Here is a 17952-nt window from a genome sequence, read left to right as displayed (position 1 = left end):
CCATTGCTTCTTTTTTCCTGTCATTTTGATCGTGCGTTTCAAGCAGACAGGACATAACGGGCATTGTTCAGGTAGAGAAAGTTCGAAAATCCAACGATCTCCTTCTTTTCGCACCTTTTGAATCAAAACATCTGGTAAATCGATGAGTTCTTTGATAAACTGAGAGTACATGCGAATTTTCCTCCAATGGTTTGGTTTGGTCACCTTTACCATACAGGAAAATTCGCATTTTTTGTACCCCTATTTTCTATATGCACACCGATCTTAAATGATCAAGTACAACTTGTGGTGAAGAGCCAATAAAATTCATACGTGGTATAAGGTTCCGAGAGAAGTGTACTATGAAGAATGGAAAAAGTTATTGAATATGTTTTAACCAGCCCCACGCGGAGGCTGGTTGTTATTTTCGCACTTGCCCGTTTCCATACACGAGCGTTTTCGTTGTCGTGATGGCGCGTAAGCCCATCGGTCCACGGGCGTGCAGTTTTTGTGTGCTAATGCCGATTTCAGCGCCGTATCCGAACTGTTCGCCGTCGGTGAAGCGAGTGGAAGCGTTATGGTACAACACAGCAGCATCGACGCGAGTGAAAAACTGCTCTACATGTTCGTTGCATTCGGAAATAATCGCTTCAGAATGTTTCGTTCCGTATCGTTCAATATGTTCCATCGCTTCGTCCACCGTTTCAACGAGCTTCACCGCTAAAATGGGTGCTAGAAATTCGGTTGCCCAATCTTCTTCTTTTGCCTCACGGACGAACGGATATGTATCCGCAAGTTGTTTGTCAGCACGCAATTCGACCCCTTTTTCATGCAACGTTTCAAGCAACTCTTTTATATACGGCCATTGTTTATGAACAATCACCGTTTCGACCGCATTGCAGACGGATGGACGTTGCAGTTTCGCATTGATGACGATATCGATCGCCATTTCTTTTTGCGCGGAGTCGTCGATAAAAATATGGCAATTGCCGACTCCTGTTTCTAATACGGGAATCGTTGCGTTTTCGATGACCGACTGAATAAGTCCTGCACCGCCGCGTGGAATGAGGACGTCTACATATTCTTTTAGACGAAACATTTGTTGAGCAGTTTCACGGCTCGTATCTTCTAACAATTGAATGGCGTCTGTCGGAATTTTCGACTGTTTTAATGCTTGTTGCATAACGGAAACAAGCGCTTTATTGGAGTGAATGGCAGAAGAACTGCCGCGCAACAAGACAGCATTTCCTGTTTTTAAACAAAGGCTAGCCGCATCAACGGTGACGTTTGGCCGCGCTTCGTACACCATCCCAACAACGCCGAGCGGTACACGAATTTGTTTTAAGAGTAGCCCATTTGGTCGTGTCCACTCTTCTATCGTTTCCCCGATCGGATCTGGCAGGTCGATGACTTGGCGGACGCCATCAGCGATTTGTTGAATGCGTTCTTCCGTGAGCTGCAGCCGATCAAGCAATGAAGGAGAGAGACCGTTTTCTTTTCCGATCGTCATATCTTTTTCATTTTCTTGTAAAATGTACGCCATTTGCGCAATTAACGCTTCGGCAATCATCGCGAGCGCGTTGTTTTTTTCTTCTGTTGATAATATTCCTAATTGCTTAGCCGCTTGCTTTAACTTTTTCGCTTTCACGATTAATTCACTCATTCGTTTTCGCTCCTTTCGTTTTTAGCAGACAGATGTCTTTTTGAAACATACTAAGTTGTCGCGATGAATAACTTCTGGGCGGTGGTGGAAAGAGTATCGTTTTGCTTCCTCGCTTGAAAGACCTTTTACCTTCGCTAAATCGTTAGCCGCATAATATACTTGCCCTCTAGCGATCACATCGCCTTTTTGATTGACGACATTGACGACATCAAGTGCTTGAAATGAGCCGACTACGTTCGTTACACCGGCAGGCAATAAACTTTTTCCTTTATGCAAAATGGCTGTTTCTGCCCCTTCATCAATTTCAATCGCTCCTGTGACTTCGGAATGGTACGCGATCCATTGTTTACGCATTTGCATATGTTCTTGAAAAGGGGATCCGATATACGTCCCGTCGCCTTTTCCTTCTAGAATATGTTGCAATTTTTCTTTGCCAGCGCCTGTGCCGATAAAAACGCTAACACCGAAGGAAAGCGCCTTTTGTGCTGCCAACAGCTTTGATTTCATCCCCCCTGTTCCAACCGTTGATCCGCTTCCACCTGCTTGGGTAATAAGTTCGTCAGTAATTTCCGATAGAAAATGATATTTTTTCGCTTCAGCACGTTTCGGGTTTTGATCGTATAGCCCGTTAATGTCCGTTAAAATGATGAGGGCATCTGCATGCAAAAATCCACTGACAAGCGCCGACAATAAATCGTTATCCCCAAATGTCAACTCTTCGACGGAAACAGAGTCGTTTTCGTTAATAATCGGGAGCACACCTCGTTCTAACAATGTGGAAATCGTCGCAAATAAGTTACGAAATCGCTCGCGATCGTAAAAATCTGCTCGTGTTAACAATAGCTGCCCGGTGACGATACCAAATGAACGAAAGGCTGAAATGTAGCTTTGCATAAGCACTCCTTGACCGACTGCGGCTGCTGCTTGTTTTCCAGCGATCGTTTTTGGGCGCGAACGATATCCAAGCAACCCAAACCCAGCAGCGACTGCGCCAGAGGAAATGAGAATGACGTCATGTCCGAGTTGTTTCATATACGCAAGCGCTTCAACATGTTCGCGTAGTTTTTGTTCCGAGAGTGTTCCGCTTTTTTCCGTTAATGAACTACTCCCAATTTTGACGACAATTCGCTTTTTTTTCACCGTTTCACTCCTTTCTAAAAAATAAAAACGCTTCTTCGCCCTTATAGAAAAGGACGGAAAAGCGTTGTTTCCGCGGTACCACCTTTTTTGGCGCAAAGCGCCCACCTCTTGCCCCGTAACGCGGGGAGACGGCTTATGTTTGCATAAGCGGCCATATAGGGTAGGTTCAACCGACTTCCTGTGAGGAACCTTCCAGCCTATGAGTTCCACTCTCTTGCACATTCCATCGGTTTACTTGTCCCGTGCCGTTTTCACTTATTATATTTTTTAGAATTATGAAACAAAAAAGCGAAGATGTCAACGGATTTTACGACTGTTTGGATAAAAGACGAAGTTTTCGCTCATGTTGGAGTGTTTTGGAAGAAAGCAGATCAACGGTTTCTTGTGTATCTGATAGCTCGTCTCGTAAGTGATCGATTTTTTCGTTGAGTTGTTTAAATTGTTCGTTCGTCTCTTGTTTTAGTTCGTCGATTTTTGCTTCTAATTTGCTTTCCACCGCACTAATTTCAGCCCGGAGCTGGCTTCCCATTTCCTGCATTTCGGTCCGAAGTTGGTTGCCCATTTCTTGCATTTCCGTTCGGAGTTGGTTGCCCATTTCTTGCATTTCCGTTCGGAGTTGGTTGCCCATTTCTTGCATTTCGGTCCGAAGTTGGCTTCCCATTTCCTGCATTTCCGCCCGAAGCTGACTGCCCATCTCCTGCATTTCATCACGAATTTTGTCTGAGAATAGTTCGAGCGCTTTCACAATTTCTTTTACAATTATTTCTTTCTCCACTTCGATTCACCTCCCCTTTACTTTTCATTATAAATGAATGACGGACAAGAAAGAAGCATGTTTCTCGTCATTTTTTGAACATAAAAAAGTAAATATATGAAACTTTTACCTAGATTTATACGTTATAATGGAATAAAGGGAGGAGTGAGAAACATGGGTTTAGTTTTACAACATGTGACAAAACAGTTTGGTTCGTTTGTAGCAGTAGATGACGTAACATTATCGATTCCAGAACAGCGTATGTTTGGGTTTCTTGGAGCAAATGGAGCAGGAAAAACGACAACATTCCGAATGATTTTAGGGTTGCTTGAGCCGACGAAAGGGGAGATTACGTGGAACGGTGAACGCATCACGTACAAGCATAGTCACCTCATTGGGTATTTACCAGAAGAAAGAGGGCTGTATCCAAAGTTGAAAGTAAAAGAACAGCTCATTTATTTAGGAAGATTGCGAGGGTTACATAAAGAAGACATTGTAAAAGAAATGCGTTATTGGCTCGATCGTTTTAAAATACCACAATATGAAAATCAAAAAGTAGAACAATTATCAAAAGGCAATCAACAAAAGATTCAATTTATCGCTGCGGTGTTACATCGTCCGTCATTACTTATTTTAGACGAACCGTTTAGCGGACTAGATCCAGTAAATGTAGAAATGTTAAAAGAGGCAGTGATTGACTTACAGCAACAAGGAACAACAATCGTCTTTTCAAGCCATCGGATGGAACATGTCGAGCAACTATGTGAACATATATGTATTATGCATAAAGGAAAACCGATTGTGCACGGATCAATGAAAGAGTTAAAGAGATCTTTCGGCAAAAAAAATGTGATCATTCACGGAGAGTTACCGTTTGAAACGTTAACAGAAGTTCCAGGCGTATTGAAAATGGAGAAAACAGTTGAAGGAGTTCGTTTGCAAATAGCTGATGAACACGTATCACAGCACATTCTTGAACACATTTATGCGAAAGGATTCATTCGTACGTTTTCATTAGAAGAACCATCGCTGAATGACATTTTTATTGAGAAAGTAGGTGCAGCGTATGAACAATAAATTTTGGATTGTTTTTGCTCATACGTATATGACGAAATTAAAATCAAAGTCTTTTTTCATTTCAACGGTGATTACTACTCTCATTATATTTGGTATTGGTCAATTAGATCGCATTATTGAAGCGTTTAGCGATAATGGTCAAAAAACGATCGGTGTGATCGATCAAACGAACGGATGGTACGAAGCGCTGCAAGCACAAATGCAGTCAAATAAAGAAATAAAACTTGTTCGCCATGATGAAAACGAAGAACAAGCGAAAAAATATGTTCAAACAGAAAAGTGGTATGCGTATATTGTACTTCATGTACAAAATGGACAGCCGAAAGTAGCATATTATGCGAAAAATATTGCAGATAGCGATGTCACTCATGAAATTGAGCAAGCACTACAACAAGTAAAAATTGCGATGATGGCGAAACAAATCGGATTAACATATGACCAAATCAATGCATTATATGCACCGATTGCGATAGAGAAAGTAGCGCTTGAAAAACACGCAAAAACAGAAGAACAATTAGATCAAGCTAGAACGATCGTGTATGTTTTACTGTTTGCGATGTATATGTTCGTGTTAATGTACGGAAGTATGATTATGATGGAAGTAGCAACAGAAAAGTCATCACGCATTATGGAAATTTTAATTTCAAGCACTTCACCAATTCAACAATTATTCGGGAAAATTTTAGGGATTGCTTTGTTGAGTTTGACGCAGTTTGTTGTGATTTTCACTGTCGGTTATACATCGCTGCAAAATAGCGATATGTTAAATCAGTTACTTGGAATGGAAAAACTACCGCTTTCTTTACTTGTATACGGAATGATCTTTTTCTTGCTCGGTTATTTGTTATATGCAATGTTATTTGCTGTGCTTGGCTCGATTGTTAGCCGAGTAGAAGAAGTGCAACAAATGGCCGGTCCTGTGACGATGCTCGTTGTTGCCGCGTTTATTATGGCGATGGTTGGGCTTAATGTACCGGAATCTCCATTTATTACTGTAATGTCGTTTGTCCCGTTTTTTACTCCGATGATTATGTTTTTAAGAATTGGGATGTTAAATGTTCCGATTTGGGAAATCGTCCTTAGTCTCGCTTTGCTCGTTGGAACGATTGCCTTTTTATTCGTGTTTGGATCAAAAATATATCGTGGTGGTGTGCTGATGTACAATCAAGCGTCTTCCTGGAAAGACTTGAAACGAGCGTGGCAATTAACAAAAAGATGAAAACCGAGCTGATTGCTCGGTTTTTTACATCGGCTTTGTCGGCGTTGGTTTCGCATAGCCTTCTTTATATGTTTCATCAATAAGGCGGCGAATGTCTTTCACAGACATTCCTTTTTCATATTGTTCGATTGAAATGGATGCGATTTCTAAACAAACGCCACATTTTGTCGCATGATCATCCCAGACGATTGCACCGTTGCTTTTGTTTTCATATACGAAACAATCATAATTGTTTTCATGACCTGCCGATTCACCACAACCGCAATAACAAGGAATGTTTTCTAACAATGTTCGATGTGTTGCTACTTGTTCGTATAAATGGATCATCGACTCATTGTAAGATGCTAAAAACGATGGAAGTTCGTGAATCGAGGCAGTCTCTTCTCGAATATCTCCTGTCTGATGTTCAGTTGCGTGATCATTTTCGTTTTGTGCACAACCACTGAACAATAAACTGACGGAAAGTATGGAACTAAACATAAATTGTTTTCTCATATGGAACCATCCTTTTCAACAATGATTGTTTTGTCCGACTTTTTTCACTATTTCTTTTATCTTTTTACTATTATAATAAAAATAATAGTAAATGATAAGGAAAAAGGCGGGGGAAAAATGGATGGCATCGAAGTAAAAGGACAAACGGTAGAAGAAGCGATTGAAGAAGGGCTAAAGCAGCTTCAAGTGACACGCGAAGATGTAGTCATTGAAATCGTTCAACAAGAGCGTAAAAAGTTGTTCGGTATCGTTTCGCAACCTGCTATTGTCCGACTAACAAAAAAACAACAAACCGAATCAGTTATCCAAAAAATAGAAGGTAAAGCGTGGGTGAAAGACGGTGTTTTACATTATGAATGTGTGCATGAAGGTCCAACGATTGTCGTTGGTGAAGGAGTCATCTGTTTACATAACGGAAAAGCGATCGAAGGAAGTATAACGCTACAAGAAGGAGACGACGTTCGCATTTATCCGAAAGAAGAAAGCATCGCCCAATCTGTTTGGAAAATTGACATAGATGCTAAGAAGCTAGAGGCAACGCTGACGTTTGCACCAGGTGTACGACGCCGCTATGTACTTGAAGATCAGCAACCAGCTAGCAAATTACATATACAAGCGAAAATGGAGACAGAACTTATCTATGATGTGTCATATGAGCAAGTGATGGCGAAACTTCAAGAATTAGGAATCGTGTATGGAGTGAATGAAGAAGCTATTCGAGAGGCGTTGCAGGCAGAGAAAAAAATAACGGCTGTGATCGCAAAAGGAATTGAACCAATCGAAGGAAAAGACGGTTGGGTGGAAGTAAAAGTAGGGGAGGGGAGAAAAAAGCCAAAAGTTCGTGAAGACGGGACCGTTGATTATAGGGAAATAGAAACGATTGCGACTGTCGGTGAAGGAGATTTAATTGCTGTTGTTCATCCCCCGCAACAAGGGAAACCAGGGTTAACGGTGACAAACGAAGTGATCCCTGTGAAAGAAGTGCATCCGGTGACAATCAAACTTGGTAAAGGGGTAACGATGGATGAAAATCGCATTTTAGCTATACAGGGGGGACGACCACAAATAGCGAAAAAAGGAAAAACAGTTGTCGTTTCCATCATTCCAAAGCTCGTTCATCAAGGAGATGTGGATTTATCAGTAGGAAACATTCATTTTAAAGGTGATGTCGAAATTACAGGAAACGTTCAAGAAGAAATGGTTGTTGAGGCACTTGGTAGCATTATGATTTTACAAAATGTCAATCGAGCAAAAATTCGTGCGCAACAATCGATTTTTATTCAACAAAACGTCATTGGTGGTACAGTGACATCAGGGGAAAATAAAATGCTTGTTACGCAGCTTATTGGTTTATTACAACAAATTCGCCACTCACTTGAGCGAATGATTGTTACGATCCAACAACTTATGGTCATGTCTAAAATTCGCGAACAAGATATTTATCCAATTACGAAAAAGTTGATCGAAAGTAAATTTCAAACAATGATGGAGGCAATGAGGCAGTATAAAACAATGTGTGAGCAAAAACGAGACCAAATCGGCGAACAATGGTTTGATATCGGTTCGCAGTTGGACGGCTGTTTGCTTGCGGATCGTCCGAATCATTTTCATTGTTTAGAAGGGATGGCCAATTTACTTCGTGAACTCAATACGTTTATCGGACAATATGATCGTGAAGAGAATGATGCAATTGAGCTTTCGTATGCTTTAAATAGCGTCATTCATGGAAGTGGTGATGTAATTGTGACAGGAAAAGGATGTTACAATTGCAATATTTATGCCGGTGGGACATTGACGGTTCATGGGGTATTGCGCGGTGGAGAAGCGTATGCCCAAAAAGGAATGAAAGTGAAAGAAGTCGGATCTTCACTCGGCATTAAAACCGTATTGGCTGTGCCAAAAGGGGAGATCATTTATATTGAACACGCGTGGGAAGGAACTGTTGTGCAATTTGGTAAAAGGACGTATACATTTTATGAAGAAAAAAAATATGTTGAAATGAAATGGGACGATGAACGTCAAGAAATTGTGTTTGGATAAGAAGGCGTATTGGCAACAAAGACCATGCGTCTTTTTATATATTTTTTCATTTATGCATATAGTATAATAAAAATGTTCTTAATTTTCTTTCTTTTTAAAAAGGGGAGGTTGGAAAATGAAAGCGGTTACGAATGGGGATATTTTATGGACACCGACGAAAGAACAAATCGAACAATCAAGCGTAAAAAAGTATATGAATTGGCTAGAAACGAATAAAGGGCTGACGTTTGAGTCGCACGCGGAGCTGTGGAAATGGTCGGTCGAGAAACTTGAGCAATTTTGGGAAACAGTGTGGGAATATGGGGAGATTCAATCGTCGAAGCCTTATACGTGCGTCCTTGAGGAGCGAAAAATGCCGAGAGCAAACTGGTTTCCAGGTGCACGGTTAAACTATGCGGAACATATTTTCCGCAACATGAAGGAGAAGCCAGCGCTTTTGTTTCGTTCTGAGCGTGTTTCACTACGTGAAGTGACATGGGAAGAGTTAAAACAACAAACAGCGACGGTCGCTTCGGCATTGAAAAAACTTGGCGTGAAACAAGGCGATCGCGTCGTTGCTTATATGCCGAACATTCCCGAAACAGTCGTTGCGTTTTTGGCGTGCGCGAGCATTGGCGCGATATGGTCAAGTTGTTCCCCGGATTTTGGTGCCAACGGCGTCATCGACCGCTTCCAACAAATTGAGCCGACGGTTTTGTTTGCGGTGGACGGTTGCCAATATAACGGAAAAACGTTCGACAAAGTACCTATTGTTAAACAATTACAAGAAAAACTGCCATCGTTAAAAAAGACGATTGTCGTTCCGTATTTACGCAACGATGTCAGTCCGTGGGACGAGTCTGTTTTGTTATGGACGGACGTGTTGAAAGAAGAGGGCGAGCTTATATATGAACAAGTGCCGTTTGCTCATCCGCTTTGGATTTTATATTCTTCCGGGACAACCGGGTTGCCAAAGCCGATTGTACAAGGACATGGCGGCATTTTATTAGAACATTTGAAAATTTTATCGATTGAATACAACATTGCACACGATAGCACGTTTTTCTGGTTTACGACGACTGGTTGGATGATGTGGAACTTTTTAGTTGGCGGGCTGTTAGTCGGGGCAACAGTCGTACTTTACGACGGAAGTCCGACGTTTCCAGATGCGAACGTGTTATGGGAACTTGCCGAAAAAGCAAAAATCACCCATTTTGGCACAAGCGCAGCGTTTATTAACGTCTGCATGAAACAAGGCATGAGGCCGAAAGATACCTACGATTTCTCTCATTTGCAAGCGGTTCTGTCGACCGGATCGCCGCTGACGACCGAAGGGTTTCTTTGGGTGTATGAACATGTGAAAGATGTTTGGCTCGTTTCATGCAGCGGGGGAACGGATGTATGCACCGCATTTGTCGGTGGGTCGCCGGTGCTGCCGGTTCGTGCCGGCATGCTGCAATGCCGTTCGCTTGGGGCGAATGTGCAAGCGTTTGATGAACATGGGCATTCGCTGATCAACGAAGTCGGGGAACTAGTCATCACGGAACCGATGCCTTCAATGCCGCTCTTTTTCTGGAACGACGAAAACGACCACCGCTATCTCGAAAGCTATTTTGATACGTATCCAGGCGTATGGAAACATGGAGATTGGATTAAAATTGACGACGAAGGGAGCTGTATCATTTACGGCCGTTCCGATTCGACGATTAACCGTGCGGGCGTGAGGATGGGCACGAGCGAAATTTATCGCGCTGTTGAAACGGTTGAAGGCATTCTCGACAGCTTAGTCATTGACTTAGAAGTGATGGGGCGGAAATCGTTTATGCCATTGTTTGTCGTCCTTCAGCCAGGGGTAGAGCTAGACGATGCGTTAAAACAACGAGTGAAAGAAGCTATTAAAGCGCACGTATCACCGCGCTTTATTCCAGATGAGATTTACCAAGTCGACCAAATCCCAAAAACGTTAAACGGAAAGAAAATGGAAATCCCTATTCGCAAACTGTTGTTAGGCTTCCCGCTCGAAAAAGCGGTGAACGTCGGCTCAATGGCAAACCCCGAATCGCTTTCTTTCTTTATTGAACTTGCAAAACAATGGGAACATTCGAACGTATAAGCAAGGCTGTTGCCGTTTGGCAACAGCCTTAGACATGCTTCTTTTTTCATTGTGGGAGAAAAATATTGTCTGCGTGAATCGAAAAATGCCCAAATAGCTGAACAGGAATCGCGTCTCCTTTAAAATACGTACCGTAAAGCTGGTATGCTCCGTCTTTTAGCACATGTACTTCCACATACTCATGAACGGGGTCAACAATCCAATATTCGTGCACCCCTGCCTGTTCGTACCGTCTATATTTAATTAACCGATCTTTTTTTGCGGTAGACGGCGATAGCACTTCGACAATGATATCAGGTGGCCCAATAATGCGTTCATCGCTAATTTTGTTCGAATCGCAGACGATAACAATGTCAGGTTGAACCCATTCGTCATTAGAAAAACAAACATCGATCGGAGAAACGAATATACGGCCTGTTTTCCCACGTAAATGCGTGACAAACTCCGCGCTAAGTAGCGTGACCACTTGTTGGTGTTTCGGAGTAGGAGCTGGTGCCATGTTGTAAAGCTTTCCATCGATCATTTCATAACGATCACCATCGCTAAGCTGTACATACTCTGCGTACGTAAACGGTTTTCGCTCTTGCGGAAAGACCATATCGTCCTCCTACCTTTCTGAATATGGTTGTTACCATTATAGCAAATGTACTTTTGATATGAATAAACATTTTTCATTGACTTTTACGTAAACGTAAACTAAAATAAAATTCAGAAAATTTAAAAATAAAGGTGAAGAGGATGAATTATTATACGATCTCCCAACTTGCCGAGCAGTTTGATGTTAGCACACGAACGATCCGCTATTATGAAGAGCGCGGGCTCATTTCACCAATTCGTACTGAGTCGGGCCAGCGGCTGTATACGAAAAAGGACCGAGCCGTTTTAAAGCTTATTTTACGAGGGAAACGGTTCGGCTTTTCATTAGATGAAATTCATGAAATGATTAGCCTGTTTGATAACGATCGCACCGGTCGAAAACAGCTGGAAAAAACAATCGCATATGGCGAGCAAAAGTTAAAGGAGGTGACGGAACGGATTGAGGATTTAATGCAGTTAAAACAAGAAATGGAGTCGATTTTGGCGGATTTTCGTGAACGATTACAAAAACTGGAGGGAATCGAATGAACATTTCTGAGTTGTTAGCGCGCAATGCGCGAAAGTTTCCGAATAAAACAGCACTAATTGATGGCGACGTATCGCTTTCTTATCAAGAAGTAGACGATACAGTTAATCGGCTCGCCTCTTCGCTCGCTTCGCTTGGCATCACACAAGGCGATAAAGTCGTATTGTATATGCCGAACACGAAAGAGTTTTTATATGCGTATTTTGCTGTCTTACGCCTTGGCGCAATCATCGTGCCCGTTAATGCGCGGCTAACTGCCCAAGAAGTGCAATACATTATCGAACATAGCGAAGCAAAAGCTGTCATCGCGCACGATTGGATTTATGAAGAACTTGCCTCGCTTGTTCATACAGTTGACGTCATTTGGGTGAAAACAGGAGAGGCAACAGACGGTTGGCGTTCGCTGACCCAGCTCATTGCAAACGGCTATACGTTCCCGATCGTTTGCTCGCTGAACGAAGATGACGAAGCGACGATTTTATACACGTCAGGAACGACAGGTCGACCGAAAGGTGTCTTGTTCACGTGCCGCAATATTTTAGCCGTCGCAACGATGATGGCGCTCGAAACGAAAATGGATAAACATAGCCGCCTATTGCATATGATGCCGCTTAGCCATTCCGCACCGCTTCATTTATTTTTTGTCGGCGGCATGTACGTCGGGGCCACCCATGTGTTATCAGCAACGTTTTCCCCAGAAGCATTGCTACAACTGATCACGAAACACGAAATTACCCACTTTTTCGGAGCACCAGTTGCTTATTTACTCACGGCACAGCATCCGCGTCTTCACGAATACGATTTATCGTCCGTCCAATATTGGACGTATGGCGGCGCACCGCTATCGGCAAAGGAAGTGCAATTTGTCGCCAAACAGTTTCGCACCGATCGACTCATGTGTTTATACGGACTAACGGAAGCCGGTCCGAACGGGACGTATTTATCGCCAGAAGAACACGCGACAAAAGCAGGGAGCGTGGGCAAAGATGCTGCTCTTCATTGTGAAGTGAAAATTGTCGATGAACACGGCAAAGAAGTTCCGCCTGGCGAGGTTGGTGAAGTCGTCTTAGCTGGAGAAGGTATTATGAAAGGCTATTACAAAGATGAAGAAAAAACAGCGGAAACGGTGAAAAACGGCTGGCTATACACAGGCGATTTAGCGCGCTGTGACGAAGATGGGTACATTTGGATCGTCGATCGAAAAAAAGATATGATTATTTCCGGCGGGGTGAACATTTACCCGAAAGAAGTGGAAGATGCACTAAAGCTGCATCCGGCGATTGTCGATGTGGCTGTTGTTGGTGTGCCGCATCGTGAATGGGGCGAAACGGTGAAAGCGTTTGTTGTAACAAAAGAGCCAATCGAGCAGCTTGAGGAAGAATGTAAACGTTTTCTTTCGGATAAACTCGCAGACTATAAAATTCCAAAACTTTACGAAGCCATTCATGAACTGCCGCGCAATGCGACAGGGAAAATATTAAAACAAGTGTTAAGGGGGATGGATCATGAAACGGCTACAAGAAGTTGATCCGAACTTACTTGCTAATTTAAAAAAATATTTAGACGAAGAATTTTTTGCGTATGCGGAAGAAGAGTTAGAGAAGTTTTGGCAACGTTGCATGACCGATATCGACCGCCGCGCGGTACATACCGACCGTGAAGGCCAGCCGCGGCTCATCAAATATGACCGTTTTGGTAACGATATTTCTGAAATATGGGTGAACGAAGGATATAAGCAAACGGTGAAAGAAACGTATGAAACAGGCATTGTCGGCTATGTTCATAAACCGATTCCTGCGCTTGGCCGTGTTGGTAATTACATTTACTCGTATGCCCAAGGCTATTTGTTATCACAAGTCGAGCCGGGGTTTTATTGCCCGGTGACACTTACGATGGCAACGGCGTACGTGTTAGAGCATTTTGCGGACGAACGAATCAAAGCAAAATATTTGCCGCACGTCATTTCGACAGGAGAAGTCGAGTTGTATGAAGGGGCGACGTTTTTAACGGAACGGCAAGGCGGTTCTGACGTTGGCGCCAATGAAGTGCGCGCCGTTTTATGCGGCAATCATTATGAAATTTATGGAGAAAAATATTTTGCGAGCAACGCTGGCATGTGTGGTGTTGCCTTAGTGCTTGCCCGTATCGACGGAAGCGAGCCGGGGACGAAAGGGCTTAGTTTATTTTTAGTGCCGTGGCGTAATGATGACGGCACATTAAACGGCATTCACATTCGCCGCCTCAAAGATAAACTCGGCGTTCGCGCTGTGCCGTCAGCGGAAGTCGTATTTGAAGGGGCAAAAGCTTATTTAATTGGTGATGCGAAAAAAGGGTTTTATTATATGATGGAAGCGCTCAACTTATCGCGTGTCTGCAATGCCGTCGCCTCGATTGGCATCATGAAGCGAGCGCTAGAAGAAGCGAAGCAATATGCGGAAAATCGACAAGCATTTGGGCATACACTTACATCGTATCCGATGGTGAAAGAAACGCTAGCGAACTTAACGGCGCGTCAAGAAGTGCAAACGAGCGCTTGTTTTGAGCTAATCTCCTTTTTTGACCGTGTCATGCGCGCGCCAGATCGCGCGTCTGAGCAAGAAAAAGCATGGAATCGCTTATTAATTGCGCTTTTAAAAATGCGTACAGCCGAAGAAGCCATTACATTTGCCCATGAAGCAATTGAAATGCACGGTGGCAACGGCTATATCGAAGATTTTGTCACGCCGCGTTTGCTTCGCGATGCACAAGTGTTGACAGTGTGGGAAGGAACAGCAAACATTTTAGGACTCGAAGTGTTGCGTCTTATCCGCAAATATTGCATTCATGAAACATTTATTCAAACAATAAGCGAACAACTAGCTGCACTTCCTAGCGAAATACGTGTATTTGCTAAACCGGTCGAAAGCGGGCTGCATGAATTGGTGCAGTCGCTTCAAAAACTGCACGGACAACATGAAGACGTGCAAACGTATCACGCCAAAAAAATCGCCAACCGCCTTTGCGACTTGTATGTAAGTGTCGTTGCGTTAAAAGAAGCGGAAGAAAGCGAACGCAAACAAATCATCGCTCGCCTCTTTTTACAGCATATTTGGGGATGCGATTTATTCGATGACGAGATGTTATCGGTTCGTCATTTTGATTTAGTGATGAATGAAACGAGGGAAGACGAAAAATCAATAAACCGGTAATCAGCAGGCTTATTGATTTTTCGATATGCGTTGAATGTTAGGGGACAAATACAGGTTATTTTTTGTATTTGGTATAGAAGTTATTTGTGGTTTTGGTGGATTTGAGCAAATACAGTTGCCTCTTAAGTTAATTGGAATAACACATAAAAAGGTGTATACAAATAATAGGCGTTTGTGACGTTTAATTACATCTATATCCTCAATGGCAACAAAAATATCATGGATGTGTTCGCATTGAAAAACTGTAATACTAAGTGGAGTTGAACATTCGACTACTGAGATCGTATGATTGGTTGTTTCATAGTTGATACGAATATGTTTTTTCCCTAAAAAAATTAATTTTTTTCCTGAGGGGGTTTGCAATGTCTTTTTTCGATCCATGGATATAGAAACAAGCACTTCAATTGTATGCAAATGAGGGGATTGAGGAGGATGAAGAACGATAGAATCAGTTTCATAATGGAAAAATGGTGTGCAACCGATTGGATATAAGTGATCAGGTGTAATTCCTATCTTTTTCATTATTTTCATCCTCCTGTAGTCTTTTATTCGTCATCATCTTCGACACAGTAAGTGCATGGATAGCCTTTATTTTTATATTGATGATTTTTATAGCATGTATTATGACGTTTTTTACAATGTTTTTTGTGGGGTATATAATGGAAATGACAATGACAGTTACTTCTGTAACGGTAACAATGGTTTAGGCAGTGATTGTGATAAGGAAAATGTTGTTGTGAACAATATTGGCTACCAACATATATATGAATATGCTTTTTCCCCATTTTTTCACCTCCCTCTCTTGTTATTTATACAAAAAAACTAAAATATGGTAAGTGATAGAAGTTAATTAGGAGCAGCATTTTTCTTCTTCTGTAACAACTAGACATACAACTTTACAAATATGCACTTTTCGAGCTGTTTCGTGGAAAATATGCATATCTTCAAGAAAACTTTCGACTTTTATATGCGATAAGCATATATCTGAAGGCAATATGATCATTTCACAAAATGAAGCAGATGAGTGAAATGTATGCACAGGTTGATCGAGTTTTTTTGCTGTATACATAATTATTTGTTTGATATGGCCATTTACCAGAATTTTACTATCGTATGGAGATGAGATGATTTTTGCGTCATGAATATGAACGGCAGCCATGACTTTTATAACCTTTTCGATATCTGGCTTTATTTTTGGGACTATTAGCTTTTCAGTTACAGTAAATTGTTTATATGCAAGTGGACAAGATGGAAATTCATCCCTTCCTGCGATTCCGACATACATAGTTAGGCGCTCATGATCAAATTTCATATACTTTCCTCCTCCCGTTATTTTTTCGTATGTGCAAGGGTATTAATTTGCGCATGTCCTTTGATAAAAATAAAGTAAAGACATTTATAAACAAATGTAACCCTTATGTAGAAAGGATGCCCAAGTATTCGGGCCATCCTTTTGTCTTAACGTAATATAGGCTGTAATAATGGATTAAGCGACGTATACAAGAACAAAATGACACACTTATGGACTGTGCGAGGATCAGTTAAGTTTATTTCAACGTCTTCAATAAAAACTTGCACAGGCCCAGCAAGAATATTGTTAATAGACAAGCCAACAGAAGCGAGAAGTTGGTTAACTGTAACCCCAGATGGAATATTAAGCGGAATGTTGATAAAAGAACAAAACGGTTGTTCAAAGTGAGCGGAATGAACGGATTGTTGTGGGACGTTAGCTGTATAAATAATTTTTTGACGTAATACGCCTTCGACAACAACTTTTACACCGATGGGGGTGAAAATATTACGTGTACCCGTAATGACCGCTTCAATTAACAACGTATTAATTTGTTCTACATCTGGTTTTACGGAAGGAATAGTTAATTTTTCTTGAACTGCAATTTGATTGTTCGGATTTAGTGAACCGACAAAAGGAAATTCTGATGGAGGTGTAATACCAATAATTTGAACAAAGTTGTTTAGTACACCATCATTCATAAAACATTCATCCTTTCTTTTATTTAGCATTGTCCAATTGTTAATGTTAAACCTGTTAACGGGATAGAGAGTACGACAAGATTTGTAATTGGATCGCGAAGTTGGAGTGTAACAGTTCCTAGAGCAGCGTTAATTGTTAATGTAAAGTTTAATAGACCTGATAATAAACCGAGTACGCTGCCGGTACCGGATACGGTAAGAACATTGTTTTCACATAATATTTGAGTAATTTGAGAGCTATTTACATTTAAACTGATTGTGCCTAGAAGCGGAACAGTGACGTTTAAGGAAATTCCGTTGTTTGTCGGGTTGCATTCGTCACACAAACTAATATTTAAAGAAACGTCCGCTGTGACCCCTGCACCGTTTAATGTAATCCCCACACCATTAGCTGTTAACGTGTCAACAAACGAACAGTCACATGAAGAAAGAAGTGGTTTTATTGTTGTGTAGGCAAACAAGACGACACATTTACTAATTGTTCTGGGATCCAACATTTGTATTTCCACATCTTCAATTAAAACTTGTACAGGACCGTCTAAAATATCATTTAAAGAGAGACCGAGGGATGACAAATATTGTTGTACAGTAAGACCTTGTGGAACGTCTAACGGGATGTTAATGAATGCACAAAAAGGATGTTCAAAATGCGCAGAATGAACCGATTGTTCTGGGACATCAGCTGTATAAATGACTTTTTGTCGCAATACACCATCAATAACTACTTTTACTCCTACAGGTGTGAAAATATTTTTCGTCTCCGTAACTACCGCCTCGGTTAATAATGTATTCACTTGTTCAACATCTGGTTTCGCATCTGGAATTGTTAATTGTTCTTGAACAACAAACTGAGTATGTGGATTTAAATTTCCTATCACAGGAAATGTAGAGGGAGATGCAATTCCTATTATTTGTACAAAATCCCTTAAGAAACCATTATCCATGTTATTGATCGCTCCTTTGTTTTATGACTTAGCACAATACTATGTATATTGAAGTGAAGAACAGGTTGATTGTGTGTTTGTTTAAATTTGTAAAAATGGTTTGATATCCTCGAAAACACATTAAAGCATACATTGACGATAATCTAACAGAGATGGGGGATATCCTATGGGAGGTATTTAATTAACATGTTTTCTGTTCATAGCTGTTATTGTTACAGACGGGCAGGAGTAACAGGTAAATAAAAA

The 17952-nt window shown here is 41.5% G+C and carries 16 protein-coding genes and 1 pseudogene; 7 read left to right on the top strand and 10 right to left on the bottom strand.

Annotated features, from left to right (window positions below; translation table 11 throughout):
- The 4 genes and pseudogenes from JV16_RS15985 to JV16_RS10680 form a co-directional block, all read right to left on the bottom strand.
- Nucleotides 1–171, bottom strand: a pseudogene (locus tag JV16_RS15985) (ISL3 family transposase); the annotation flags it as partial.
- A 229-nt stretch (nt 172–400) separates the two neighbouring features.
- On the bottom strand, nt 401–1642 hold the full coding sequence (locus JV16_RS10690) for a glutamate-5-semialdehyde dehydrogenase (RefSeq protein ID WP_021096023.1): 1242 nt from the start codon (nt 1640–1642) through the stop codon (nt 401–403).
- A gap of 21 nt (nt 1643–1663) precedes the next feature.
- Nucleotides 1664–2782: a glutamate 5-kinase gene (gene proB, locus JV16_RS10685; RefSeq protein ID WP_042535776.1), complete on the bottom strand. Its 1119-nt coding sequence runs from the start codon at nt 2780–2782 to the stop codon at nt 1664–1666.
- A 307-nt stretch (nt 2783–3089) separates the two neighbouring features.
- Complete coding sequence (locus tag JV16_RS10680; protein ID WP_042535774.1) at nt 3090–3557, bottom strand: hypothetical protein; 468 nt, start codon at nt 3555–3557, stop codon at nt 3090–3092.
- Nucleotides 3558–3710: 153 nt separating this feature from the next.
- Here JV16_RS10680 and JV16_RS10675 point away from each other — a divergent pair, with 153 nt between their 5' ends.
- Together JV16_RS10675 and JV16_RS10670 are read left to right on the top strand one after the other, a co-directional pair.
- Nucleotides 3711–4613: an ABC transporter ATP-binding protein gene (locus tag JV16_RS10675; protein WP_021096086.1), complete on the top strand. Its 903-nt coding sequence runs from the start codon at nt 3711–3713 to the stop codon at nt 4611–4613.
- On the top strand, nt 4603–5832 hold the full coding sequence (locus JV16_RS10670; RefSeq protein ID WP_042535772.1) for an ABC transporter permease: 1230 nt from the start codon (nt 4603–4605) through the stop codon (nt 5830–5832). The genes JV16_RS10675 and JV16_RS10670 overlap by 11 nt, the downstream gene beginning before the upstream one ends.
- 24 nt (nt 5833–5856) lie before the next feature.
- Here JV16_RS10670 and JV16_RS10665 read toward each other — a convergent pair whose 3' ends face one another.
- Nucleotides 5857–6327: a PCYCGC motif-containing (lipo)protein gene (locus tag JV16_RS10665; protein WP_021096088.1), complete on the bottom strand. Its 471-nt coding sequence runs from the start codon at nt 6325–6327 to the stop codon at nt 5857–5859.
- Nucleotides 6328–6444: 117 nt separating this feature from the next.
- Here JV16_RS10665 and JV16_RS10660 point away from each other — a divergent pair, with 117 nt between their 5' ends.
- Nucleotides 6445–8367 carry a FapA family protein gene (locus JV16_RS10660; protein WP_042535770.1) on the top strand — a complete coding sequence of 641 codons (1923 nt, stop codon included), beginning with the start codon at nt 6445–6447 and terminating at the stop codon, nt 8365–8367.
- Nucleotides 8368–8482: 115 nt separating this feature from the next.
- On the top strand, nt 8483–10459 hold the full coding sequence (locus tag JV16_RS10655; protein WP_042535768.1) for an acetoacetate--CoA ligase: 1977 nt from the start codon (nt 8483–8485) through the stop codon (nt 10457–10459).
- 46 nt (nt 10460–10505) lie between these two features.
- On the opposite strand, the gene JV16_RS10650 is transcribed toward JV16_RS10655, so the two are convergent.
- Nucleotides 10506–11057, bottom strand: coding sequence for a Uma2 family endonuclease (locus JV16_RS10650; protein ID WP_042535767.1), 552 nt, complete (start codon nt 11055–11057; stop codon nt 10506–10508).
- A gap of 140 nt (nt 11058–11197) precedes the next feature.
- Here JV16_RS10650 and JV16_RS10645 point away from each other — a divergent pair, with 140 nt between their 5' ends.
- From JV16_RS10645 to JV16_RS10635, 3 genes are read left to right on the top strand one after another with little or no spacing between them, the layout of a single operon-like run.
- The gene (locus tag JV16_RS10645; protein WP_021096060.1) at nt 11198–11584 is read left to right on the top strand and encodes a MerR family transcriptional regulator; all 387 of its coding nucleotides are present in this window, start codon (nt 11198–11200) and stop codon (nt 11582–11584) included.
- On the top strand, nt 11581–13110 hold the full coding sequence (locus JV16_RS10640) for a class I adenylate-forming enzyme family protein (protein WP_042535765.1): 1530 nt from the start codon (nt 11581–11583) through the stop codon (nt 13108–13110). Before JV16_RS10645 ends, JV16_RS10640 begins: the two co-directional genes overlap by 4 nt.
- Nucleotides 13088–14770, top strand: a complete 1683-nt coding sequence (locus tag JV16_RS10635; RefSeq protein ID WP_042535763.1) for an acyl-CoA dehydrogenase family protein — start codon at nt 13088–13090, stop codon at nt 14768–14770. Before JV16_RS10640 ends, JV16_RS10635 begins: the two co-directional genes overlap by 23 nt.
- 9 nt (nt 14771–14779) lie before the next feature.
- On the opposite strand, the gene JV16_RS10630 is transcribed toward JV16_RS10635, so the two are convergent.
- From JV16_RS10630 to JV16_RS15290, 4 genes are all read right to left on the bottom strand, one after another.
- Nucleotides 14780–15292, bottom strand: a complete 513-nt coding sequence (locus tag JV16_RS10630) for a hypothetical protein (protein ID WP_042535761.1) — start codon at nt 15290–15292, stop codon at nt 14780–14782.
- A 328-nt stretch (nt 15293–15620) separates the two neighbouring features.
- Nucleotides 15621–16082 (bottom strand): DUF3794 domain-containing protein, encoded by a 462-nt coding sequence (locus JV16_RS10625; protein ID WP_021094164.1) that lies wholly within the window; start codon nt 16080–16082, stop codon nt 15621–15623.
- Between the two features lie 146 nt (nt 16083–16228).
- Complete coding sequence (locus JV16_RS10620) at nt 16229–16762, bottom strand: DUF3794 domain-containing protein (protein ID WP_021094163.1); 534 nt, start codon at nt 16760–16762, stop codon at nt 16229–16231.
- Between the two features lie 23 nt (nt 16763–16785).
- On the bottom strand, nt 16786–17706 hold the full coding sequence (locus JV16_RS15290; protein ID WP_021094162.1) for a DUF3794 domain-containing protein: 921 nt from the start codon (nt 17704–17706) through the stop codon (nt 16786–16788).
- Between the last annotated feature and the right edge of the window lie 246 nt (nt 17707–17952).

The organism is Anoxybacillus ayderensis (assembly GCF_000833605.1).
Lineage (GTDB): Bacteria > Bacillota > Bacilli > Bacillales > Anoxybacillaceae > Anoxybacillus > Anoxybacillus ayderensis.
This window is presented reverse-complemented; position numbering and strand designations above follow the sequence as displayed.